General features: G+C 60.2%; 18 protein-coding genes. 15 read left to right on the forward strand and 3 right to left on the reverse strand.

Annotated elements, in window-relative coordinates:
- Window positions 1-331 precede the first annotated feature (331 nt).
- The 9 genes from PSFL_RS02765 (at window position 332) to PSFL_RS02805 (ending at window position 12234) form a co-directional block, all read left to right on the forward strand.
- Window positions 332-1876 (forward strand): ABC transporter substrate-binding protein, encoded by a 1545-nt coding sequence (locus tag PSFL_RS02765; RefSeq protein WP_390897829.1) that lies wholly within the window; start codon window positions 332-334, stop codon window positions 1874-1876.
- Window positions 1877-2046: 170 nt separating this feature from the next.
- Window positions 2047-3450: an OprD family porin gene (locus PSFL_RS02770; protein WP_057438053.1), complete on the forward strand. Its 1404-nt coding sequence runs from the start codon at window positions 2047-2049 to the stop codon at window positions 3448-3450.
- Window positions 3451-3531: 81 nt separating this feature from the next.
- A complete protein-coding gene (locus tag PSFL_RS02775; RefSeq protein ID WP_115129010.1) occupies window positions 3532-5127 on the forward strand; it encodes an ABC transporter substrate-binding protein in 1596 nt (531 codons plus the stop codon).
- A 73-nt stretch (window positions 5128-5200) separates the two neighbouring features.
- Entirely contained in the window at window positions 5201-6211 is a 1011-nt protein-coding gene (locus PSFL_RS02780; RefSeq protein ID WP_397469674.1) for an ABC transporter permease subunit, read from the forward strand.
- A 10-nt stretch (window positions 6212-6221) separates the two neighbouring features.
- Window positions 6222-7133, forward strand: a complete 912-nt coding sequence (locus PSFL_RS02785; protein ID WP_029291943.1) for an ABC transporter permease subunit — start codon at window positions 6222-6224, stop codon at window positions 7131-7133.
- A gap of 10 nt (window positions 7134-7143) precedes the next feature.
- Complete coding sequence (locus PSFL_RS02790) at window positions 7144-8112, forward strand: ABC transporter ATP-binding protein (RefSeq protein WP_057438051.1); 969 nt, start codon at window positions 7144-7146, stop codon at window positions 8110-8112.
- Window positions 8112-9083 (forward strand): peptide ABC transporter ATP-binding protein, encoded by a 972-nt coding sequence (locus tag PSFL_RS02795; protein ID WP_057958423.1) that lies wholly within the window; start codon window positions 8112-8114, stop codon window positions 9081-9083. The genes PSFL_RS02790 and PSFL_RS02795 overlap by 1 nt, the downstream gene beginning before the upstream one ends.
- Before the next feature lie 262 nt (window positions 9084-9345).
- Window positions 9346-11604 carry a TonB-dependent siderophore receptor gene (locus PSFL_RS02800; protein ID WP_057438048.1) on the forward strand — a complete coding sequence of 753 codons (2259 nt, stop codon included), beginning with the start codon at window positions 9346-9348 and terminating at the stop codon, window positions 11602-11604.
- Between the two features lie 288 nt (window positions 11605-11892).
- On the forward strand, window positions 11893-12234 hold the full coding sequence (locus PSFL_RS02805) for a hypothetical protein (RefSeq protein WP_143110350.1): 342 nt from the start codon (window positions 11893-11895) through the stop codon (window positions 12232-12234).
- 57 nt (window positions 12235-12291) lie between these two features.
- Here PSFL_RS02805 and PSFL_RS02810 read toward each other — a convergent pair whose 3' ends face one another.
- Window positions 12292-13875: a peptide chain release factor 3 gene (locus tag PSFL_RS02810; protein WP_057438046.1), complete on the reverse strand. Its 1584-nt coding sequence runs from the start codon at window positions 13873-13875 to the stop codon at window positions 12292-12294.
- A gap of 295 nt (window positions 13876-14170) precedes the next feature.
- Between PSFL_RS02810 and PSFL_RS02815 the strand changes: the two genes are divergently transcribed.
- From PSFL_RS02815 to PSFL_RS02835, 5 genes are all read left to right on the forward strand, one after another.
- Entirely contained in the window at window positions 14171-14923 is a 753-nt protein-coding gene (locus PSFL_RS02815) for an ABC transporter permease (protein WP_233092015.1), read from the forward strand.
- Window positions 14924-14943: 20 nt separating this feature from the next.
- On the forward strand, window positions 14944-15837 hold the full coding sequence (locus tag PSFL_RS02820; RefSeq protein ID WP_057438044.1) for a glycine betaine ABC transporter substrate-binding protein: 894 nt from the start codon (window positions 14944-14946) through the stop codon (window positions 15835-15837).
- 13 nt (window positions 15838-15850) lie between these two features.
- On the forward strand, window positions 15851-16504 hold the full coding sequence (locus PSFL_RS02825; RefSeq protein WP_027604864.1) for an ABC transporter permease: 654 nt from the start codon (window positions 15851-15853) through the stop codon (window positions 16502-16504).
- A complete protein-coding gene (locus tag PSFL_RS02830; RefSeq protein ID WP_029291958.1) occupies window positions 16501-17658 on the forward strand; it encodes a betaine/proline/choline family ABC transporter ATP-binding protein in 1158 nt (385 codons plus the stop codon). Before PSFL_RS02825 ends, PSFL_RS02830 begins: the two co-directional genes overlap by 4 nt.
- A gap of 467 nt (window positions 17659-18125) precedes the next feature.
- Complete coding sequence (locus PSFL_RS02835) at window positions 18126-19289, forward strand: type III PLP-dependent enzyme (protein ID WP_032861941.1); 1164 nt, start codon at window positions 18126-18128, stop codon at window positions 19287-19289.
- Here PSFL_RS02835 and PSFL_RS02840 read toward each other — a convergent pair.
- Both PSFL_RS02840 and PSFL_RS02845 read right to left on the reverse strand, forming a co-directional pair.
- Window positions 19280-20062 (reverse strand): tetratricopeptide repeat protein, encoded by a 783-nt coding sequence (locus tag PSFL_RS02840; RefSeq protein WP_170044045.1) that lies wholly within the window; start codon window positions 20060-20062, stop codon window positions 19280-19282. The two genes, PSFL_RS02835 and PSFL_RS02840, sit on opposite strands and share 10 nt — an antisense overlap.
- Window positions 20063-20064: 2 nt before the next feature.
- Window positions 20065-20745 (reverse strand): Fe2+-dependent dioxygenase, encoded by a 681-nt coding sequence (locus tag PSFL_RS02845; protein ID WP_057441033.1) that lies wholly within the window; start codon window positions 20743-20745, stop codon window positions 20065-20067.
- Between the two features lie 216 nt (window positions 20746-20961).
- On the opposite strand from PSFL_RS02845, the gene PSFL_RS02850 reads away from it, so the two are divergent.
- Window positions 20962-23247, forward strand: coding sequence for a TonB-dependent siderophore receptor (locus PSFL_RS02850; RefSeq protein WP_057441035.1), 2286 nt, complete (start codon window positions 20962-20964; stop codon window positions 23245-23247).
- Window positions 23248-23305: the final 58 nt, after the last annotated feature.

Consider the following 23305-nt stretch of genomic DNA (forward strand, 5'->3'; position numbering starts at 1 on the left):
TTATTGCATCCGCCCAGATCCTAGGAATCGAATTACCCCCGCATGGGCTGCCGTCCTACAGCAGCTAACTGCGCAGGTTACGTCCGATACCTACAAGGTCTGTCCGGTTCTGCGCATTTACCGCCCTGCCCTCGTTCCCTAACGTCGAGGTAGGCAAACGCGCAGTTCCGATACGGCATTTGCTGTGGATGGGAGCAGTGCTTTCTCCATGCCAGGTAAGGCGTGGTGATTGTTCACTGACGAAAACGATAAACATGGATTGGGGACCGTCATGCGCCATACCACCGTTCTATCCGCGATATTGGGTACCAGCCTGTTGGCCGTCGCTTCGATGGGCCAGGCTGCCGAAAAGAAAAGCCTGGTCTTCTGCTCCGAAGGCAGCCCGGCCGGGTTCGATACTGCGCAGTACACCACCGCCACCGACAACGATGCGGCCGAGCCGATCTACAACCGCCTGGTTGAGTTCGAAAAGGGTGAAACCGGCGTCGTACCAGGGCTGGCTACCAAGTGGGATATCTCGCCAGACGGCCTGACCTACACCTTCCACTTGCGCGAAGGGGTGAAGTTCCACAGCAACAAGGAATTCAAGCCGACACGGGATTTCAACGCCGATGACGTGCTGTTCACCTTCAACCGCATGCTTGACGCCAACCACCCGTTTCGCAAGGCCTACCCCACCGAGTTTCCGTACTTCAACGGGATGAGCCTGAACAAGAACATCGCCAAGGTCGAGAAAACCGACCCGCATACCGTGGTGATGACCCTGAACACGGTGGATGCCGCGTTTATCCAGAACATCGCCATGAGCTTCGCCGCGATCCTCTCGGCCGAATACGCCGAGCAACTGCTCAAGACCGGCAAACCCAGCGATATCAACCAGAAGCCGATCGGCACCGGGCCGTTCGTGTTCCAGCGTTACCAGAAGGATTCGCAGATCCGTTTCGCCGGCAATAAAAACTACTGGGACCCGAGCAAGGTCAAGCTCGACCAACTGATTTTCGCCATCAACACCGACGCCTCGGTACGCGTGCAGAAGCTCAAGGCCAATGAATGCCAGGTCACCCTGCATCCCCGCCCCGCCGATGTCGACGCGCTCAAGGCCGACCCGAACCTGCAACTGCTGACCAAACCCGGCTTCAACCTCGGCTACATCGCCTATAACGTGCGGCACAAACCCTTCGATCAGCTCGAAGTGCGCCAGGCCCTGGACATGGCGGTGAACAAGCAGAGCATCCTCAATGCCGTGTACCAGGGCGCGGGGCAACTGGCGGTCAACGCCATGCCGCCGACCCAGTGGTCCTATGACGACAGCATCAAGGACGCCGCCTACAACCCGGAAAAAGCCAAGGAGTTGCTCAAGGCGGCCGGCGTCAAGGAGGGCACCGAGATCACCCTGTGGGCCATGCCGGTCCAGCGCCCGTACAACCCCAACGCCAAGCTGATGGCCGAGATGCTGCAAAGCGACTGGGCCAAGATTGGCCTCAAGGTCAAGATCGTCAGCTATGAGTGGGGCGAGTACATCAAGCGCACCAAGAACGGCGAGCACGATGTCAGCCTGATTGGCTGGACCGGCGACAACGGTGACCCGGACAACTGGCTGGGCACCCTCTACAGCTGCGACGCCATCGGCGGGAACAACTACTCGATGTGGTGTGACCCGGCGTACGACAAGCTGATCAAGCAAGCCAAGGTCGTCACCGACCGTGAACAACGGACTGTTCTGTACAAACAGGCGCAGCAACTGCTTAAAACACAGGTGCCGATCACGCCTGTCGCCCACTCGACGGTCAACCAGCCGTTAAGCACCAAGGTCGAAGGTTTCAAAGTCAGCCCCTTCGGCCGCAACGTGTTCTCGGGCGTCAGTATCACCCCATAAGAAAATAACCGGATGCGCAGAGCGAAGTTGGCTCTGCCGCAAACGTGCAGCTTTAATTCGCGAAATGTCCTACAGCAAACGTTTGCAGATGCTTGAAGAGTTACACACCCAATAGCCGGTTCACCTAATAAGGCCGGCATAAAAAAAAGAGAACCAAAGGAGCTCCACCCATGAAACTAAGCAGCAAAGTGCTACTGGCCATGGCCATCAGCAGCATCACCGCGACCGCTTACGCCGAACCTGCAAGCCAGGAATTCGTGCCGACCACACTGGCCGGCGCCAGCGCCCAAAGCGAAGCCAAGGGCTTTATCGAAGACTTCAGCCTGGGTGGTCAGACGCGTAACTGGTACTCCCACGAAAGCCTGTACCGGGGCGGCTCATGGAAATACCAGAAGCATGGCAAAACCCTGACCGACCGTAACCGTACCAACTGGGTACAGGGCACTATCCTCAACGCAAGCTCGGGCTTCACCGAAGGTACCGTGGGCGTCAAGGCCGAAGTCGCGCTCTACAACGTCGTGGCCCTCGATCGCAGCCGACGCGATGTAAAGGGGAGTTCCAACCGGACCCTGGGCCACTCCAACGGTGACCCTGTTGATCAGTGGAGCAAGCTGGGCCTGGCCAACGTGCAATTTCGTGTATCCAACACGACCCTGACCGCTGGCCGTCAGAACTTCAGCACGCCGATTGTCGACACCATCGGCAACCGCGCACTGCCGTCGAGCTTTCAAGGTGTGAGTTTCAACAGCGAAGAATTCAGCAACCTGTCGTTCCAGGGTGGCGTGTTCGACCGCGTTTCCCCACGTACCGAACAGAGCCTGTCGAAGTTCCGTAGCGAGTACAGCCAACAAGGCGCCCGCAGCGCGACCACCGACAAGGTCTACACCCTGGGTGCCAACTACCAGCCGTTCAAAAGCCTGAAAACCAGCTTCTTCGGCGCCAACGTCAAGGACTTCTGGAACCAGTACTACTTCGGCGCGACCCACGAGCTGGGCGATAGCCAGGTACTGTCCCTGACCACCGGCCTGAACTATTACAAGACCGTGGACGAAGGCAAGAAGCTGATGGGCGAAATCGACAACGATACTTACTCGCTGTCGTTGGGCCTGGCGCACCAGGCTCACAGCCTGACCTTCTCCTACCAGGAAGTTAACGGTAACGAGTACTTCGACTACCTGCACGAAACCAACGGCATCTACCTGGCCAACTCCCTCACCTCGGACTTCAACGGTCCGAACGAGAAGTCTTTCCAGATTGCCTACGGTATCAACATGGCCGAATACGGCGTGCCGGGCCTGAAGTTCAACATCTACTCGGCACGTGGCTGGGGCATCGACGGTACCCATTACACGGGTAACCGCAATGGTGCTTACGCCTACACAGGTATCGAGACTCAAGACGGCGAGAAACACCAGGAATACGGTGTAGGCGCCGGTTATGCGATCCAGAGCGGCCCGCTCAAGGCCACTGCTATCCGTGCGACCTACGTCGAACACCGTGGCAGCGAGTTCCAATCTGACGGCAGCGTCAAGGAATTCCGCCTGGTCACCACCATCCCATTCAACATCCTTTAATTAGCGCCAGGTAAGCGGCAGGCTCAGGACGAGCCTGCCGTCTACATTTGTGTGGTTGAATCGTTTGCAGAGGGCTCTTCAATGAAAATGCTCCCGTTACAAGCCGCCATGACCGCTGCACTGCTGAGTGTGGCCCTGGGCATTTCGGCCAAGCCGCTGGTGGTCTGCACCGAAGCCAGTCCGGAAGGCTTCGACCCGGTCCTGTACACCACGGCCGTCACCGCCGATGCTGCGGCCGAAACCATGTTCAACCGCCTGGTGGACTTCAAGCCCGGCACTACTGAAATCAGGCCTGCACTCGCCAAATCGTGGGACATCAGTGAAGACGGCCTGACCTATACCTTCCACCTGCGTGATGATATCAAGTTCCACACCACCGACTACTTCAAGCCCACGCGCAACCTGAATGCCGACGACGTGCTCTGGAGCTTCCAGCGTCAACTGGACCCGAAACACCCGTGGCACAACAAGTCCACCACCGGTTTCCCCTATTTCGAAAGCATGGGTTTCAAGGAACTGCTCAAAAGCGTCGAGAAGACCGATGACCACACCGTGGTCTTCACCCTGACCCGCCCCGAAGCCCCGTTCCTGGCCGATGTCGCGATGCCCTTTACCGCCATCCACTCCGCCGAATACGCCGACAAACTGCTGGCCGCCAACAAGACCGGCGAGCTCAACAGCAAGCCGATCGGCACCGGCCCGTTTATTTTTACCCGCTACCAGAAAGATGCCCAGGTGCGTTTCAAGGCCAACCCGGAATACTTCCGTGGCAAGCCGCCCGCCGACCCGCTGATCCTGGCCATCGCGGTGGATAACAACGTGCGCCTGCAAAAGCTCAAGGCCAATGAGTGCCAGATCGCGCTGTATCCAAAGCCTGACGACCTGCCGAGTATCAAGGCCGATCCAAACCTGAAGGTCGCGGAACTGGCGGCGATGACCACCGCCTACACCGCCATGAACACCACCCACAAGTACATGAGCGACGCGCGGGTGCGCCACGCGATCAACATCGCGTTCGACAAACAGGGCTATAACGAATCCCTGTACGGCAAAGGCAATGCCATCGACGCCACCGGCCCGTACCCGCCGACCCTGCTAGGCTTCAACGACCAGCTGAAAAACCCGCCCCGCGACCTGGACAAGGCCCGGGCCCTGCTCAAGGAAGCCGGCGTGCCGGAAGGCACCGAATTCACCCTGTTCACCCGCAACGGCGGCGGCCCGACCAACCCCAACCCGATGCTCGGCGCCCAGCGCATGCAGGCGGATCTGGCGAAGATTGGCCTGAAGGTCAATATCAGGGTCATGGAGTGGGGCGAAATGCTCAAGCGCGCCAAAGCCGGCGAACACGACATGGTTTCCGCCGGCTGGGCCGGAGACAACGGCGACCCAGACAACTTCCTCACGCCCAACCTGAGTTGCGATGCCGCTAAAAACGGCGAAAACTACGCCCGCTGGTGTAACCAAGAGTTTCAGGGTTTGATCGACAAGGCCCGCGCCGTGGCTGAACCCGCCGAACGCGCCGCACTCTATGAACAAGCGCTGGTCGTTTTCGACAAGGACCAACCATGGATCCCCATGGCCTACCCGAAAATGTTCACCGCCATGCGCAAGAACGTCGAGGGTTATACCCAAAGCCCCCTGACCAACAATAACTTCGCCACCACCCAGGTGAAGTAATAAGAGACGCCCGGTTCCGTCGACGTTGACGGAGCCGGACCTGCCTAACCGGCTGATTGAGGTAGACAACACGATGTTTAGTTTTATTGCCCGCCGATTGGGGTTATTGATCCCCACGTTCTTCGGCATCACGTTGCTGACTTTTGCGTTGATTCGCATGATCCCTGGCGACCCCGTAGAAGTCATGATGGGCGAAAGGCGGGTTGACCCCGAGATGCACGCCCAGGCAATGGAACGCCTTGGCTTGAACAAACCCTTGTATGCGCAATACCTGGACTACGTCGGCAAGCTCGCCCAGGGCGACCTCGGCGAATCCCTGCGCACCCGCACCAGCGTCTGGACCGAGTTCAGCGCCCTGTTCCCCGCGACCCTGGAACTGTCCATGGCCGCCCTGTTGTTCGCCGGCATCCTCGGGCTATTGGCCGGGGTGATCGCGGCACTCAAGCGAGGATCCCTGTTCGACCATGGGGTGATGGGCATCTCCCTGGCGGGATATTCGATGCCGATCTTCTGGTGGGGCCTGATCCTGATCATGTTCTTCTCGGTGAGCCTGGGCTGGACCCCGGTTTCCGGGCGTATCGACCTGCTCTACGACATCGAGCCGCGCACCGGTTTCATGCTGATCGACACCCTGCTGGCCGACGAGCCGGACGCATTCTGGGATGCCCTGCACCACCTGGTCCTGCCGGCCATCGTACTGGGCACCATCCCGTTGGCAGTGATTGCGCGGATGACCCGTTCCTCGATGCTTGAAGTGCTGCGCGAAGACTACATCCGTACCGCCAAGGCCAAGGGCCTGTCGCCGGCGCGCGTGGTGTTCGTGCACGGCCTGCGTAACGCGCTGATCCCGGTGCTGACAGTAGTGGGTCTGCAAGTCGGCACACTGCTGGCCGGTGCGGTTTTGACCGAAACCATCTTCTCCTGGCCCGGCATCGGCAAATGGCTGATCGAAGCCATTGGCGCGCGGGACTACCCGGTGGTGCAAAACGGCATCCTGCTGATCGCCTGTCTGGTGATCCTGGTGAACTTCGTGGTGGATATCCTCTACGGCTTCGCCAACCCACGCATCCGTCACCAGCGCTGAGATCATGACCATGACCACACCAACTCAAGTGTCAGCAGTCGATCAAAGCCTGCTGTACCCGTCGCCGTACAAAGAATTCTGGCAAGCCTTCTCCAAGAACAAGGGCGCGGTTGCCGGCCTGCTGTTTATGTTGCTGATCGTGTTCTGCGCGATCTTCGCCCCCTGGGTGGCGCCCCATAACCCGAGTGAGCAATACCGCGACTTCCTGCTGACTCCGCCGTCGTGGCTGGAAGGCGGGCAGATCCAGTTTTTGCTGGGCACCGATGAACTGGGCCGCGACCTGCTGTCGCGCCTGATCCAGGGCTCACGCCTATCGTTGCTGATCGGTTTGTCGTCGGTGGTGATGTCGCTGATCCCGGGGATCCTGCTGGGCCTGTTCGCCGGGTTCTTCCCGCGTCTGCTCGGCCCGACCATCATGCGTTTGATGGACATCATGCTGGCCCTGCCGTCGCTGCTGCTGGCCGTGGCGATTGTCGCCATCCTCGGCCCTGGCCTGATCAACACCGTGATCGCGATTGCCATTGTGTCGCTGCCGTCCTATGTGCGCCTGACCCGCGCGGCGGTGATGGGCGAGCTCAACCGTGACTACGTGACCGCCGCGCGCCTGGCCGGTGCCGGCCTGCCGCGTCTGATGTTCGTGACCGTGCTGCCTAACTGCATGGCGCCGTTGATCGTGCAGGCCACCTTGAGCTTTTCCTCGGCGATTCTCGATGCCGCCGCCCTGGGCTTCCTCGGCCTTGGCGTGCAACCGCCGACACCTGAGTGGGGCACCATGCTGGCTTCGGCCCGTGACTACATCGAACGTGCCTGGTGGGTCGTGAGCCTGCCTGGTTTGACCATTTTGCTCAGCGTGCTGGCAATCAACCTGATGGGCGACGGCCTGCGCGATGCGCTGGACCCGAAACTCAAGAATGCCGCGTGAGGAGATTCCCATGTCACTGCTAGAAATCAAGAATCTCAATGTGCGCTTCGGCGACAAAACCGCTGTGCCGGTGGTCGATGGCCTCGACCTGTCCGTGGACAAAGGCGAAGTGTTGGCCATCGTTGGCGAGTCGGGTTCGGGTAAGTCCGTGACCATGATGGCGCTGATGGGCCTGATCGAGCATCCCGGCATCGTCACCGCCGACTCGCTGACCTTCGACGGCAAGGACATGCTCAAGCTGAGCAATCGCCAGCGCCGGCAGATCGTCGGCAAAGACCTGGCGATGGTGTTCCAGGACCCGATGACCGCGCTGAACCCCAGCTACACCGTGGGCTTCCAGATTGAAGAAGTACTGCGCCTGCACCTGAAAATGTCCGGCAAGCAAGCGCGCAAGCGTGCCATTGAACTGCTGGAAAAGGTCGAGATCCCTGGCGCCTCCAGCCGTATGGATGCCTACCCGCACCAACTGTCCGGCGGCATGAGCCAGCGTGTGGCAATTGCCATGGCGATTGCCGGCGAACCAAAGCTGCTGATCGCCGACGAACCCACCACCGCCCTGGACGTGACCATCCAGGCGCAGATCATGGAACTGCTGCTGGCTCTGCAAAAAGAACAGAACATGGGCCTGGTGCTGATCACCCACGACCTCGCAGTCGTCGCGGAAACCGCTCAGCGCGTGTGCGTGATGTACGCCGGCCAAGCGGTGGAAGTCGGCCAGGTGCCCGGTTTGTTCGACGTGCCGGCGCACCCGTACAGCGAAGCGTTGCTGGCGGCGATCCCGGAACACAGCATGGGCGCCGCCCGTCTGTCGACCTTGCCGGGCATCGTCCCCGGTCGGTATGACCGCCCGCAAGGCTGCCTGTTGTCGCCACGCTGCCCGTATGTGCAGGACAGCTGCCGCCAGACCCGTCCGACCCTGGACCCGCAAGCCCACAGCCTTGTGCGCTGCTTCTACCCCTTGAACCAGGAGGTGGCGTAATGGCCGTCGTTCTTACCGCCCGCGACCTGACCCGTCACTACGAAGTGTCCCGTGGCCTGTTCAAGGGCCACGCCACCGTGCGCGCCCTCAATGGCGTGTCGTTCGAGCTGGAAGCCGGCAAGACCCTCGCCGTCGTGGGTGAGTCGGGGTGTGGCAAATCCACCCTGGCCCGGGCGCTGACGCTGATTGAAGAGCCGTCGTCCGGCTCGTTGAAAATCGCCGGCCAGGAAGTCGCCGGCGCCGACAAGGCCCAGCGCAAACAACTGCGCAAAGACGTGCAGATGGTGTTCCAGAGCCCCTATGCCTCGTTGAATCCGCGGCAGAAAGTCGGTGATCAACTGGGCGAGCCGCTGTTGATCAACACCAACCTGTCCGCCGCCGAACGCCGCGAAAAAGTGCAGGCGATGATGAAGCAAGTGGGCCTGCGCCCTGAGCATTATCAGCGTTACCCGCACATGTTCTCCGGTGGCCAGCGCCAGCGCATTGCCCTGGCCCGCGCCATGATGCTGCAACCCAAGGTGCTGGTGGCGGATGAACCGACCTCGGCCCTCGACGTGTCGATCCAGGCCCAGGTGCTCAACCTGTTTATGGACCTGCAGCAGCAGTACAACACGGCCTACGTGTTCATTTCCCACAACCTGGCGGTGGTGCAACACGTTGCCGACCACGTGATGGTGATGTACCTCGGTCGCCCGGTGGAAATGGGCGCGAAGAACGACATCTACGAGCGCCCGCTGCACCCTTACACCCAGGCGCTGCTGTCGGCCACCCCGACCATTCACCCGGACCCGAACAAGCCGAAGATCAAGATCGTCGGCGAGCTGCCCAACCCACTTAACCCGCCCTCCGGCTGCGCGTTCCATAAGCGCTGCCCGTATGCCACCGAGCGCTGCAGCAGTGAAGAGCCGCTGCTGCGTGAACTGGACAACCGCCAAGTGGCTTGCCATCACGCGGAGCAGTTCGTGGCCTAACCCCCTGTAGGGGTGGGCCCGCTCCCACACAAGCCCTCTCCCACAGGGCGATACAGCGTTGTACAGCCTCTCCCGCCAGATTGCGCATCAGTCTGGCGGGAGGGGCTTTTTTGTTTTTAGCAAAGTGTAAAAGTTGTAAATGACATTTACTTGTATTTGATAATGACTAGCATTCCGGCGCACAGAGGGCGCCGAATCCTGCTGGAAGGCAGTTCTGGTGCATCTCGCTCAGTTGCCACCTTCCCTAAAGGATTCTGCGGACATGTCACCTCGATTCAGGCTCAGCCATTTCTCCCTGGCGTTTATCGCCGCCCTCTCGTCTCCCGCACTGCTGGCGGATACCTTGGAAAGAGAACACGGCAAAGTGCCGGTAGCCGCTACCGACCTGCCCGTCGACGGCACCTCCCAAGCCCTGGAGTTGAGCGAAACACGAATCCTGGGCACCGCTGCCGAAGAACTCAAACAAGCCCCCGGCGTGTCGATCATCACCGCCGAAGACATCAAGAAACGCCCGCCGACCAACGACCTGTCGGACATCATCCGTCGTGAACCGGGCGTCAACCTCAGTGGCAACAGCTCCAGCGGCAGCCGAGGCAACAACCGCCAGATCGACCTGCGCGGCATGGGCCCGGAAAACACCCTGATCCTGATCGATGGCAAGCCCTCGACCTCGCGCAACGCCGTGCGCTACGGCTGGAGCGGCGACCGTGACACCCGTGGCGAAACCAACTGGGTGCCGGCCGAAGAAGTCGAACGCATTGAAATCCTGCGTGGCCCGGCGGCTGCTCGCTACGGCTCCGGGGCCATGGGCGGGGTGATCAACATCATCACCAAGCGCCCCACCGACCAGTTGCACGGCTCGCTGACCACCTACGTGTCGCTGCCCGAAGACGATGCCGAAGGCATGAGCAAACGCACCAACTTCAACCTCAGCGGCCCGTTGAGCGACACCTTGGCGTTCCGGGTGTATGGCGGCCTGAACAAGACCGATGCCGATGACTCCACCATCAACCAGGCCGAGCAGGCTAGCGCAGACTCGCTGGTCGCCGGCCGCGAGGGTGTGCGCAACAAGGACGTCAACGGTTTGCTCAGTTGGCAATTCACCCCCGAGCAGACCCTGGACCTGGAAGCCAGCTACAGCCGTCAGGGCAATATCTTCGCCGGCGACACCATGCTCAACGGCGGCGGTGTATTCGTGAACAGCCTGGTCGGCAAGGAAACCAGCGTGATCCAGCGCAGCAGTTTCTCCGCCACCCACCGTGGCGAGTTCGACTGGGGCTCGACCATGGCATCGCTGAGCCACGACCTGACCCGCAACGCACGCCTCAACGAAGGCCTGGCGGGTTCCGGCGAGGGCGCGCCCTCCGCCACCGCTGGCCGTTTCGAATCGCGGCTGCGCAACACCCGGGCCACGGCCGAGGTCAACCTGCCCCTGAGTTTCGGCACCGAGCAGGTGCTGACCCTGGGCAGCGAATACCTCTACGAGTCGATGAACGATCCGGGGTCGCTGCGCCCACAAAGCTACGACCCTGGCACAGGTGGCGTACCGAGCATTCCGGGGATGAGCCGCAGCAGCACCAAGACCACAGCCTCCAGCTATGCGCTGTTCGCCGAGGACAACATCGAAGTCGGCAGCAAGACCATCATCACCCCCGGCCTGCGCTACGACGATCATGAAGAGTACGGCGGCAACTGGAGCCCGAGCCTCAACGCCTCGCACCAACTGACCGATGAGCTGAGCCTCAAGGGCGGTATTGCCCGCGCCTACAAGACGCCCAACCTGTACCAGTCCAACCCCAACTACTTGCTGTACAGCCGTGGCAACGGTTGCAACGCCAGCGAAGCCAACTCCGGCGGCTGCTACCTGGTGGGTAACCCGGACCTGAAACCGGAAATCAGCGTCAACAAGGAAATCGGCCTGGCCTATGACAAAGGCACCTGGCGCACCAGCGCGACCTACTTCCGTAATGACTACAAGAACAAAATCAACGCCAGCAACACCGCCGCCTACCGCCTGGACGGCGGGCGCCGTGTGCTGGAGTGGGAAAACAGCGGGGCGGCACTGGTGCAGGGGGTCGAGGGCAACCTGTTCATGACCCTGCGCGACGACCTGGACTGGAACACCAACCTGACCTACATGATCGACTCCAAGGACAAGGACACCGGCGAACCGCTGAGCGTCATTCCCAAGTACACGGTCAACACCACCCTGGACTGGCAGGCCACCGACAAGCTGTCGTTCCAGGTCAGCGGCACCTACTACGGCAAGCAGGAGGCGCCGACCCTCAACTCCCGCAGCGCCAACCGCTATGATCGCAGCGCCCAACAGGATGTGGACCCGTACGGTTTGATGGGGTTGAGCAGCGGCTACGAGTTCACCAAGAACCTGAGTGTGCGCGTGGGCATCGAGAACCTGCTGGACAAGCGCCTGTATCGCAAAGGCAATGCTGACGATGCCGGTGCCCAGACGTATAACGAACCGGGTCGGGCTTACTTTGCGTCGGTGACGGCTTCGTTCTAAGGGCCATGCCGTTGAAGGTTTTTGAATAGTCAGCTGTATCTGGACACTTTGGCGAGGGGACAAATCCCCTCGCCACCAGTGGGTGTTACCTTTAATTAAGCGTTAGCAATTACCGTTTATTCGCGAGCAAACCAACGACAAGTCCGACATTAAAAACAGTACTATCGCCCACCAACAAGGCAAACTTTCTGCAACTTGTAACCACCATGTTTCCGCAATTGCGCAACGCAATCTCAGAAGAATAAAGTCCGCCAGCTACAACTTCCTATATTCTTTGCGAGAACTGTCATGAGAGAAATTTCAAAATCTCTGAAAAAGCTGCTGTCTGATATCTACGAGGACGGCGACGTGTCGCTGATGGAGTTCAAGGCCTTGCAGGTTGAATCCGACCTGCGTTGGGGAAGGGTGGTCGATGAACTGGGGAAAAACAATACATTGCTGGCATTTCAAAGTTCGATGGATGTTGCCATACACTTATTGTTTTTGAGCCTGAATTACATAAAGGACCAGGAAATCACTGATGTAGGCGAAGCCATTGTCAAAGATGCAATAGCCGCACAAGTTGAAACGCTAATGGCCGGCGCTGAACTGTCCCTTAAACAACTTAAAGTTGGCCCCAACACCCGGTAATCTACCGCAAAAAAGGCGAAGCCATCACAGCTTCGCCTTTTTTTATACCGCTAACCCTTAGTGGTGTTCGCGGGTCGCACGGAATTTCACATCCGGCCAGCGCTCTTCCATCAACGCCAGGTTCACCCGGGTAGGTGCCAGGTAGGTCAGGTGGCCACCGCCGTCGATGGCGAGGTTTTCCACGGCCTTGTTGGAGAACTCCTCCAACTTCTTCTTGTCACTGCAATCAATCCAGCGTGCCGAGTACACGGTGATCGGCTCGTAGGAGCATTCGACCTTGTATTCCTCTTTCAAGCGGCTGGCCACCACATCGAACTGCAGCACACCTACGGCGCCGAGGATGATGTCGTTGCTGCGCTCGGGGAAGAACACCTGGGTGGCGCCCTCTTCCGCCAATTGCTGCAGACCTTGGCGCAGCTGCTTGGATTTCAGCGGGTCGCGCAGGCGTACGCGGCGGAACAGTTCCGGGGCGAAGTGCGGGATACCGGTGAAGCTCAGGGCTTCGCCTTCGGTGAAGGTGTCGCCGATCTGGATGGTGCCGTGGTTGTGCAAACCGATGATGTCGCCGGCAAACGCTTCTTCCAGTTGCTCACGCTCCGAGGAGAAGAACGTCAGGGCGTCGCCGATGCGTACGTCCTTGCCGGTGCGTACGTGGCGCATCTTCATGCCTTTTTCGTACTTGCCGGAGCAGATACGCATAAAGGCGATACGGTCGCGGTGCTTGGGGTCCATGTTCGCCTGGATCTTGAACACGAAGCCGCTGAATTTCTCTTCAACCGGCTCCACGGTACGCTCGTTGGCAACCCGCGCCAGTGGTTTCGGTGCCCAATTGACCACCGCATCCAGTACGTGGTCGACGCCGAAGTTGCCCAGGGCGGTACCGAAGAACACCGGGGTCAGTTGCCCGTCGAGGAATTCCTGCTGGTTGAACTCATGGCAGGCGCCCTGCACCAGTTCCAGTTGATCGACGAAGCGATCGTACTCGTCACCCAGGTGGGCGCGGGCCTCATCGGAGTCGAGTTTCTCGATGATCTTCACATCGGTGCGTTCGTGACCGTGGCCGGCGGTGTAGACAATGATGTAGTCGTCGGCCAGGTGGTACACGCCCTTGAAGTCGCGGTAGCAGCCAATCGGCCAGGTGATCGGCGCGGCCTTGATCTTCAGGACGGCTTCGATTTCATCCAGCAGTTCGATCGGGTCGCGGATGTCACGGTCGAGTTTGTTGATAAAGCTGACGATCGGCGTATCACGCAGGCGGCACACGTCCATCAGCGCGATGGTGCGTGGCTCGACGCCCTTACCGCCGTCAAGGACCATCAAGGCCGAGTCCACCGCGGTCAGGGTGCGGTAGGTATCTTCGGAGAAGTCTTCGTGGCCCGGGGTGTCGAGCAGGTTGACCATGTGGTCGCGATAGGGGAACTGCATGACCGACGTGGTAATGGAAATACCCCGTTGTTTCTCCATCTCCATCCAGTCAGAGGTGGCATGGCGATCGGATTTGCGGGATTTCACCGTGCCGGCCACTGCGATCGCCTTGCCCATCAGCAGGAGCTTTTCGGTGATGGTGGTTTTACCGGCATCGGGGTGGGAAATAATGGCGAAAGTGCGGCGTTTCGCGACTTCGGCGGCCTGGTGGGTCATGGGAAATCGCCTGGCAGGTGAGTCAAAAAAGGGCGGCGAGTATAGCGCAAACCCGGGGAGCCAGACCACCGTTCACCCGATTGGGGGTGGCTAAATGCTGCCAAGTATGGAACCTTTTAAAAGGTAGAGACGTCCACTCCCCTGCTACCGCACTCGTGACAGGGGCTGAAAAATCAGCAAGTTAGCCTGACGAGGCTGCGCTCATGGCTTGATCGCATACCGCGTTGCCGGTATCGGCGAGCTGCTTTTCGCGAACATATTCGCCGACAGCCAGGAATGGCATTGCCGCTCGGAAATGTGTTCGCCGACAAAAGAAAAAAGGAGTCCGCCTGTGGCTATTCGCTATGGCAAAGGGCTGATAGGAGGAGCGGTTGTCGTCGCTCTCCTGGCCCTGCTGGTCCACTGGATCGGCATCAACACGATCGAACTGTACCGCGACGATTTGTTGTTTTACCTGCAAGCTCACCTGATTCTTGTACTTGTCTCCATGCTGGCTGCCCTGATCGTAGGGATCCCCGCCGGTATCCTGCTCAGCCGACCGAATATGGTCGGGCGCGCAGAACGCTTCATGCAGATCTTCAACATCGGCAACACCGTCCCTCCCCTGGCCGTACTGGCCATCGCCCTCGGCGTCCTCGGCATCGGCAGTGGCCCGGCCATCTTCGCCCTGTTCCTCGCCTCCTTGCTGCCCATCGTGCGCAATACCTACGAAGGCCTGAAAAACGTGCAGGGTTCCTTGAAGGAAGCCGCCGTCGGCATCGGCATGACCCCACGCCAGGTGCTGTTTCGCGTCGAATTGCCCAACGCCGTGCCGATCATTATCGGTGGCGTACGTGTGGCCCTGGCAATCAACGTCGGCACCGCACCGCTGGCGTTCCTGATTGGCGCCAATAGCCTGGGCAGCCTGATCTTCCCTGGCATCGCCCTGAACAACCAGCCGCAATTGCTGCTCGGCGCCGCGTGCACCGCGCTGCTGGCATTGCTGCTTGACGGTCTGGTGACCATGGCCAGCCGCCTCTGGCTGGAACGCGGGTTGCGTCCGTCTTAAGGCTTGGCAAAGGAATTCACATGAAAAAACTGACTTTGATACTGAGCTGCGTCCTGCTGTTTGCAGGCATTGCGCAAGCTGCTGAAAAACCGGTGATCCGCATCGGCGCCCGGGTCTTCACCGAACAGACCCTGCTCGCCGAAATCACCTCCCAGTACCTGCGCACCAAGGGGTACGACACCCGCGTGACCGGCGGCCTGGGCAGCAACCTGGCGCGCAGTGCCCAGGAAAGCGGGCAACTGGACCTGATCTGGGAATACACCGGCGTGTCCCTGGTGGCCTACAACCATGTGGACGAGAAGCTCGACAGCGAACAGTCCTACGCACGGGTTAAAGAACTCGACGCAAAAAAAGGCCTGGTCTGGCTGTCGCCGTCGAAATTCAGCAACACCTACGCCCTGTCCCTGCCGGAAAACGTGGCCAAGGAGTATCCGCAGATCAACACCATCAGCGACCTGACCCAGGCGCTGGACGAGACAACCCGTGAAAACCGCCTGGTGGCCCTGGACACCGAGTTCGCCAACCGTTCCGACGGCATGGCCGGCATGGTCAAGCTGTACGGCATGAACCTCACCCGCAAGAACACCCGGCAGATGGACGCCGGTCTGGTCTATACCGCCTTGCGCAATGGCCAGGTATTTGCCGGCCTGGTGTACACCACCGACGGTCGCCTCAATGCCTTCAAATTGAAGCTGCTGGAAGATGACCTGCACTACTTCCCGGACTACACCGCAGCCCCCGTGGTGCGTCAGGTTTATCTGGATGCCCACCCGCAATTGGCCGCCGACCTCAAGCCACTGGCAGCGCTGTTCGACGATGAAACCATGCGCCAGCTGAACGCGCGGGTCGACGTCGACCATGAAAGCCCATCGGCTGTAGCCGCTGATTTCCTGCGCCAGCACCCACTCAACTAAAAGAGGAGAAGACATGGAATTTCTGAACGCCTTTTCCCATCTTGATTGGGCCCAAGTCCTGCACCTGACCTGGCAGCACATCACCCTGGTCGGGATCGCCGTGATCCTCGCGATCGTCGTAGGCGTGCCCCTGGGCGTGCTGATGACCCGCTTCCCGACCCTGGCCGGCCCGTTGCAAGCCAGTGCCACGGTGCTGCTGACGGTGCCATCGATTGCCCTGTTCGGCCTGCTGCTGCCGTTCTACTCCAAATTTGGCCAGGGCCTGGGGCCGATGCCGGCGATCACCGCCGTATTCCTCTACTCCCTGCTGCCGATCATGCGTAACACCTACCTGGCCCTGACCGGCGTCGAGCCGGGCATCCGCGAAGCCGCCAAAGGCATCGGCATGACCTTCGGCCAGCGCCTGCGCATGGTCGAGCTGCCGATTGCCGTGCCGGTGATCCTCGCCGGGGTGCGCACCGCCGTGGTGATGAACATCGGTGTGATGACCATTGCCGCCACCATCGGCGCCGGTGGCCTGGGTGTACTTATTCTGGCTTCCATCAGCCGCAGCGACATGTCGATGCTGATCGTTGGCGCCGTGCTGGTCAGTCTCCTGGCCATCTTCGCCGACCTGCTTCTGCAATGGCTGCAACGCTCGCTGACTCCAAAAGGATTGCTCAAATGATCGAACTTCAAAACCTGTCCAAGACCTTCCAAAGCAACGGCAAGACTGTCACCGCCGTTAACGACGTGAGCCTGACTGTCAATGAAGGCGAGATTTGCGTGTTCCTTGGTCCCTCGGGCTGCGGCAAGAGCACCACGCTGAAGATGATCAACCGCCTGATCAAGCCCACCTCGGGCAAGATCCTGATCAACGGCGAAGACACCACCGACCTCGATGAAGTGACCCTGCGCCGCAATATCGGCTACGTGATCCAGCAGATCGGCCTGTTTCCCAACATGACCATCGAGGAAAACATCGTGGTCGTGCCCAAGCTGCTGGGCTGGGACAAGCAGAAATGCCACGACCGCGCCCGCGAGTTGATGAGCATGATCAAGCTCGAACCCAAGCAGTATCTGCACCGCTACCCGCGCGAGCTGTCCGGTGGCCAGCAACAGCGCATCGGCGTGATCCGCGCCCTGGCGGCCGACGCGCCGTTGCTGCTGATGGATGAGCCGTTCGGCGCGGTCGACCCGATCAACCGCGAGATGATCCAGAACGAGTTCTTCGAGATGCAACGCGCGCTGAACAAGACGGTGATCATGGTCAGCCATGACATCGACGAGGCAATCAAACTGGGCGACAAAATCGCCATCTTCCGCGCCGGCAAGTTGTTGCAGATCGACCACCCGGACACTCTGCTGGCCCATCCTGCCGACGAGTTTGTCAGCAACTTTGTCGGCCAGGACAGCACCCTCAAGCGCCTGCTGCTGGTCAAGGCCGAAGACGCGGCGGACAACGCCCCGTCGGTCAGCCCGGAAACCCCGGTGGCCGATGCCCTGGAGCTGATGGACGAGCATGACCGCCGCTATGTGGTGGTCACCTGCGCCGAGAACAAGGCGCTGGGTTATGTACGACGTCGCGACCTGCATCGTCAGACGGGTACCTGCGCCCAATACCTGCGCGAGTTCAACGCCACGGCGGCGTTTGACGAGCACTTGCGCATCCTGTTGTCGCGCATGTACGAGTTCAACCGCTCGTGGCTGCCGGTGATGGATGCCGAGCGGGTGTTTTTGGGTGAGGTGACCCAGGAGTCGATTGCCGAGTACCTGAGCTCTGGTAAGTCCCGTGGGGGCAAGACCAGTATTGTGTCGCCTGCCGAGACTGCACTGGCCTGACACCACTCGGTCAAAATTGTGGGAGCGGGCTTGCTCGCGAAAGCGGTGTGTCAGTCACTGAATGGGTGCTGACCCACCGCCTTCGCGAGCAAGCCCGCTCCCGCATTTAGTTCTGCTGGGTGTCAGGAAATAGCCTGATTCCTCCTCATTGGGGAACATCAATCCGTCACACCGGTCGGTTACATAAGTAGCTGAACTGGGTCACGCGACGAACGCGTGCAAAAACGCGACATTTTTAGTTGATCTCAAGCCCCTCACGCCCTAAAGTTCGCGCCGAACGTCCATGCTGGAAACGATCCATCCGGCTCAAGTACTGACGACGAGACAGCAAGGCCAAGGGAAGCTTATCCCGTGGCCTTTTTGCTTTCGGCGACATGCCTTGGGAAGTAGGCGAACCAAAGTGGGGATACGGAGGACGTTCATTTGCACCCATTGTTAATTTCAGTTTGCCCTTAGGAGTTCCCAGCATGTCGATCAACGTCGAAGATTATTTCGCGCGCGCCACTTTTGACAAAATGAAGGCGTTCGCCGACAAGCAAGAAACCCCGTTCGTGGTGATCGACACCGCGATGATCAGCCAGGCCTACGATGACCTGCGCGCCGGTTTCGAATTCGCCAAGGTGTACTACGCCGTCAAGGCCAACCCGGCTGTCGAGATCATCGACCTGTTGAAAGACAAGGGTTCGAGCTTCGACATCGCCTCGATCTACGAGCTGGACAAGGTCATGGACCGCGGCGTCAGCGCCGACCGTATCAGCTACGGCAACACCATCAAGAAATCCAAGGACATCCGCTACTTCTACGAGAAGGGCGTGCGCCTGTTCTCCACCGACTCCGAAGCCGACCTGCGCAACATCGCCAAGGCCGCGCCGGGCTCGAAAGTCTATGTGCGCATCCTCACCGAAGGCTCGACCACGGCTGACTGGCCTCTGTCGCGCAAATTCGGCTGCCAGACCGACATGGCCATGGACCTGCTGATCCTCGCCCGCGATTTGGGCCTGGTGCCTTACGGCATCTCGTTCCACGTGGGTTCGCAGCAGCGTGATATCAGCGTGTGGGACGCCGCCATTGCCAAGGTCAAGGTGATCTTCGAGCGTTTGAAAGAAGAAGACGGCATCCACCTCAAGCTGATAAACATGGGCGGTGGCTTCCCGGCCAACTACATCACCCGCACCAACAGCCTGGAAACCTACGCCGAGGAAATCATCCGCTTCCTCAAGGAAGACTTCGGTGACGAGCTGCCGGAAATCATCCTGGAACCAGGCCGTTCGTTGATCGCCAACGCCGGGATCCTGGTCAGTGAAGTGGTGTTGGTCGCCCGTAAATCCCGCACCGCCGTCGAGCGTTGGGTGTACACGGATGTGGGCAAGTTCTCCGGCCTGATCGAAACCATGGACGAAGCCATCAAGTTCCCGATCTGGACCGAGAAAAAGGGCGAGATGGAAGAAGTGGTGATCGCCGGTCCTACCTGCGACAGCGCCGATATCATGTACGAAAACTACAAGTACGGCCTGCCGCTGAACCTGGCCATTGGTGACCGCCTGTACTGGCTGTCCACGGGTGCGTACACCACCAGCTATAGCGCAGTTGAATTCAACGGTTTCCCGCCGCTGAAATCCTTCTACGTCTGATCCCGTAGGAGCCGGCTTGCCGGCTCCTGCAATTCCTCTGCGCGTTGTTGGTAGGCATCGGCCATGGCGCGAATCTGCGGATCATTGGCCGCTGCCAGCGCTTTATGGGCCACCCGCAAGAACTTCAGATTCCCGCCCTCCAGCGCCTTGTGCAACCACTCAAGCGCCGCTTCGATCTGCTCGTGCTCAGCCAGCATGGCCGCATAACTGAACTGCCCGCGAAAATCCCCACCTTGCGCCGAGCGGCGATACCACTCAAGCGCTGCGGGCACGTCTTGCGCACAGAACTGCCCTTCTTCCAGGTAACGCCCCAACAGGTTCATCGACTTGGCATGCCCCCGTTCGGCAGCCTGGCGATAACAGGCCAGTGCCTGCTGCTGGTCTTGCGTCACCCCGCGCCCGGTGGCCAGCAGGTTGGCGTAGTTGTACAGCCCCCAATCCAACCCGGCTTCTGCCGCCTGGCGGTACTCCCCGGCAGCCGCCCGCTCATTGGCGGCGCAACCCCAACCATGCTCCAGGCAGCGCCCCACCATATTGCGGGCCATCAAGTGGCCGCCCTGGGCGGCAATCCGGAACCAGCGCAGGGCCAGCGCTTCATCGCGCTCGATCCCGCGCCCTTCCAGGAGGATTTGCCCCAGCAGCGCCTGGGCATCGAGCACGCCCTCCTTCGCCGCCATCAGGATCGCCTGGGCCGCGCGGGCCGGTGATTCGTCGAGCATGGCCCGCAGTTGTTCGCCGTCGAGGCGTTCTTCGCGGCGCAAGTGAAAAGCCATGCTCAGACCTCGACCCAGCGACGCAACAGGTTGTGATAGGTGCCGGTGAGCTGGATCAGCGCCGGGTGGTCCGGTACGTCACGGCTCAGTTGCTGGATCGCACCGTCCATTTCGAACAGCAACGTACGCTGGCTGTCTTCGCGCACCAGGCTTTGGGTCCAGAAAAACGCGGCATAGCGCGCACCCCGGGTCACGGCATTGACCTTGTGCAGGCTGGAGCCTGGGTACAACACCATGTCACCGGCCGGCAACTTGACCCGCTGCAGGCCGAAGGTGTCCTGGATCTCCAGTTCGCCGCCGTCGTATTCATCCGGGTCGCTGAAAAACAGCGTAGAGGACAGGTCAGTGCGTACCCGCTCGTGGCTGCCCTTGGGCTGGCGTACGGCGTTATCAATATGGAAGTCGAAGCTGCCGCCGGCGGTGTAGCAATTGAGCAGGGGCGGGAAGACTTTATGCGGCAGCGCCGCCGACATGAACTGCGGGTTTTGCCACAGGCGCTCGAGCATGGCCGCGCCGATTTCCTTGGCCAGTGGATGGCCCTCCGGCAATTGCAGATTGTGCTTGGCCTTGGCCGACTGATGACCGGCGGTGATCTTGCCGTCAGCCCAGTCCGCCTGCTCCAGGGCTTCGCGGATGCGCAATACCTCGTCGCGGGAGAACAGGCCGGGAATATGCAGCAGCATGGGGCGTTACCTGAGAGCAGAGGGGCGCCAATGGTATTGATTACTATTGGCGCTGTAAAACCCTGATCCGACGGGCAGACGTATGAGCCCGCAAAAACCGTAACTCCCGAAGTGTAAATTTTGTAAATAGGATGCAAATAGCAATGCCTCTCAATTGCTATGCATAATTGTTTACAATATATTTCGCGCCCTAACATCCTTGGGGTAGGGAATTTCATGTCGCGCCACATTACAAAAACACCAAACAGTTCACCGCGCTTGCTGGCCTCGGCCATTGGCGTGGCCATCAGCGCCAGCTCCGTGGCCCACATGGCGCAAGCGGCCGAAGAGACCGAACAAAAAGGCGAGCGCAACAGCATTTCCCTGGGAGCCACCAGCATCACCGGCCAGGAACAGGACGCGACCTCCTACCAGACCGAAAACGCCTCTTCGCAGAAATACACCGCGCCGCTGGTCGACACCCCGCGCTCCGTCACCGTGGTACCGGCGCAGGTACTCAAGGACACTGCCGCCACCTCGCTGCAGGACGCTCTGCGTACCGTGCCGGGCATTACCTTTGGTGCTGGCGAAGGCGGCAACCCCCAGGGCGACCGCCCGTTCATCCGCGGCTTCGATGCCCAGGGCGACACCTACCTGGACGGCGTGCGTGACACCGGCGGCCAGAGCCGGGAAATTTTCGATATCGAGTCCATCGAAGTCAGCAAGGGCCCCAACTCCTCGTTTGGGGGCCGTGGCTCGGCCGGTGGCAGCCTTAACCTGGTGAGCAAAACCCCACAAGCACGGGACTTCCTCAACGGCGGTTTTACCTACGGCTCCGACCAGACCCGTCGCTATGCCCTCGACGTCAACCGCCAGTTCCTCGACAGTGCCGCGTTTCGCCTGAACCTGATGAGCCACGAACAGAACGTGGCCGGCCGCGACGCAGTCAACTACGACCGTTGGGGCGTGGCACCGTCGCTGACCTTTGGCCTGGGCACCCCGACCCGCGTCAACCTCAGCTACTACCATATGGAAAGCAACGACCTGCCGGATTCGGGCATTCCTTATGGCTATAGCTCCGCCGCAGCCACCAACCATGGTCACGACAAGCCTACCGACGGCGGCGACAGCAGCAACTTCTACGGCCTCAAGGATCGCGACTTCCGCAAGACCCGCGCCGATATCAGTACGTTCTCCATCGAGCACGATCTGAACGACAACATGACGATCAAGAACACCCTGCGTCATGGCAGTACGGGTCAGGATTACGTCCTCACTCAGCCGGACGACAGCAAACTCAACGTCAACCAGTTCGGCACCGTCTGGCGCCGGGCCAATAGCCGTGTGTCGACCACCACGACCACCACCAACCAGACCGATCTGTTTGGCAGCTTCCAGGCCCTGGGCTTCAAGCACAGCTACTCCACCGGCCTGGAATTTACCGGGGAAGAAACCCGTGTCAGCGGTTACACCGTCAGCCCAAACACTAACCCTGTCTGCACTGTGGCCGGGGGTGGCAAGGGTGGTCAGTGCACGTCATTGAGCGACCCGAACCCAAACGATGCCTGGACCGGCAGCGTCGCCCGCAACTACATGGGCACCAACACCAAGGCCACCAGCCGCGCCGCGTACGTGTTCGACACCATCGAGCTCGATCCACAGTGGCTGCTGAACGTTGGCCTGCGTTATGACACCTTCGACACCGTCGCCAACACCAACGCAGCCACCGGCCGTACCAAGCTCAAAGACGACAGCCAGTTCTTCAACTGGCAGGCCGGCCTGGTCTGGAAGCCGATGGAAAACGGCAGCATCTACACCTCCTATGCCACTTCGGCCTCGCCCGCTGGCGGCCTGGTGGGTGAAGGTGTCGACTCCAACGCCATCCCAACCGGCATCAACACCAGCGACATGAAGCCGGAAGAAACCGTCAACTACGAGCTGGGCACCAAGTGGGATCTGTTCCACGACCGCCTGTCCCTGACCGCTGCCGTGTTCCGCACCGAGAAGAAAAACGCGCGCATCCTGGTGAACTCCAACACCTATGAAAATGCCGGCGAATCCCGGGTCGATGGCCTGGAGCTTTCCGCCAGCGGCAAACTCACCGAGCAGTGGCAGGTATTCGCCGGCTACAGCTACCTGAAAAGCGAGCTGGTGGACCCAGGCAAAAACGGCAACCGCCAAGGCGTGGTGACTGCGGGCTCCAACAAAGGCAACGAAATGCCCAACACGCCGAAGCACTCCTTCAGCCTGTGGACCACCTATGACATCACCTCGAAACTGACCGTCGGTGGCGGCGCGTTCTATGTGGACGACGTCTACGGCGACCCGGCCAACACCGTCTACGTGCCGTCCTACACCCGCTACGACGCCATGGCCAGTTACAAGCTGACCAAAAACGTCGACCTGCAATTGAACGTGCAAAACCTGACCGACAAGACCTACTACGACAAGGCCTATGGCGCGCACTTCGCCAACCAGGCAGCCGGTCGTACCGCGCTGTTGACCACCAGCTTCCACTTCTAAGGCGCTAGACGTTTCATGCAAAAGCCCCGCGCATTGGCTGCCCGGGGCTTTCGTCTGT

Origin of the sequence: Pseudomonas sp. DD1 (assembly GCF_044510355.1) — a bacterium.
GTDB classification, from domain to species: Bacteria; Pseudomonadota; Gammaproteobacteria; order Pseudomonadales; family Pseudomonadaceae; genus Aquipseudomonas; species Aquipseudomonas shahriarae.

Coding starts and splice junctions, on each gene's coding strand:
- PSFL_RS02810 (WP_057438046.1), bottom strand. CDS start 13,875: ATGACCCACCAGGCCGCCGAAGTCGCGAAACGCCGCACTTTCGCCATT.
- PSFL_RS02825 (WP_027604864.1), top strand. CDS start 15,851: ATGGAATTTCTGAACGCCTTTTCCCATCTTGATTGGGCCCAAGTCCTG.
- PSFL_RS02850 (WP_057441035.1), top strand. CDS start 20,962: ATGTCGCGCCACATTACAAAAACACCAAACAGTTCACCGCGCTTGCTG.
- PSFL_RS02820 (WP_057438044.1), top strand. CDS start 14,944: ATGAAAAAACTGACTTTGATACTGAGCTGCGTCCTGCTGTTTGCAGGC.
- PSFL_RS02785 (WP_029291943.1), top strand. CDS start 6,222: ATGACCACACCAACTCAAGTGTCAGCAGTCGATCAAAGCCTGCTGTAC.
- PSFL_RS02835 (WP_032861941.1), top strand. CDS start 18,126: ATGTCGATCAACGTCGAAGATTATTTCGCGCGCGCCACTTTTGACAAA.
- PSFL_RS02770 (WP_057438053.1), top strand. CDS start 2,047: ATGAAACTAAGCAGCAAAGTGCTACTGGCCATGGCCATCAGCAGCATC.
- PSFL_RS02775 (WP_115129010.1), top strand. CDS start 3,532: ATGAAAATGCTCCCGTTACAAGCCGCCATGACCGCTGCACTGCTGAGT.
- PSFL_RS02800 (WP_057438048.1), top strand. CDS start 9,346: ATGTCACCTCGATTCAGGCTCAGCCATTTCTCCCTGGCGTTTATCGCC.
- PSFL_RS02795 (WP_057958423.1), top strand. CDS start 8,112: ATGGCCGTCGTTCTTACCGCCCGCGACCTGACCCGTCACTACGAAGTG.
- PSFL_RS02840 (WP_170044045.1), bottom strand. CDS start 20,062: ATGGCTTTTCACTTGCGCCGCGAAGAACGCCTCGACGGCGAACAACTG.
- PSFL_RS02790 (WP_057438051.1), top strand. CDS start 7,144: ATGTCACTGCTAGAAATCAAGAATCTCAATGTGCGCTTCGGCGACAAA.
- PSFL_RS02845 (WP_057441033.1), bottom strand. CDS start 20,745: ATGCTGCTGCATATTCCCGGCCTGTTCTCCCGCGACGAGGTATTGCGC.
- PSFL_RS02805 (WP_143110350.1), top strand. CDS start 11,893: ATGAGAGAAATTTCAAAATCTCTGAAAAAGCTGCTGTCTGATATCTAC.
- PSFL_RS02765 (WP_390897829.1), top strand. CDS start 332: ATGGGCCAGGCTGCCGAAAAGAAAAGCCTGGTCTTCTGCTCCGAAGGC.
- PSFL_RS02830 (WP_029291958.1), top strand. CDS start 16,501: ATGATCGAACTTCAAAACCTGTCCAAGACCTTCCAAAGCAACGGCAAG.
- PSFL_RS02780 (WP_397469674.1), top strand. CDS start 5,201: ATGTTTAGTTTTATTGCCCGCCGATTGGGGTTATTGATCCCCACGTTC.
- PSFL_RS02815 (WP_233092015.1), top strand. CDS start 14,171: ATGTGTTCGCCGACAAAAGAAAAAAGGAGTCCGCCTGTGGCTATTCGC.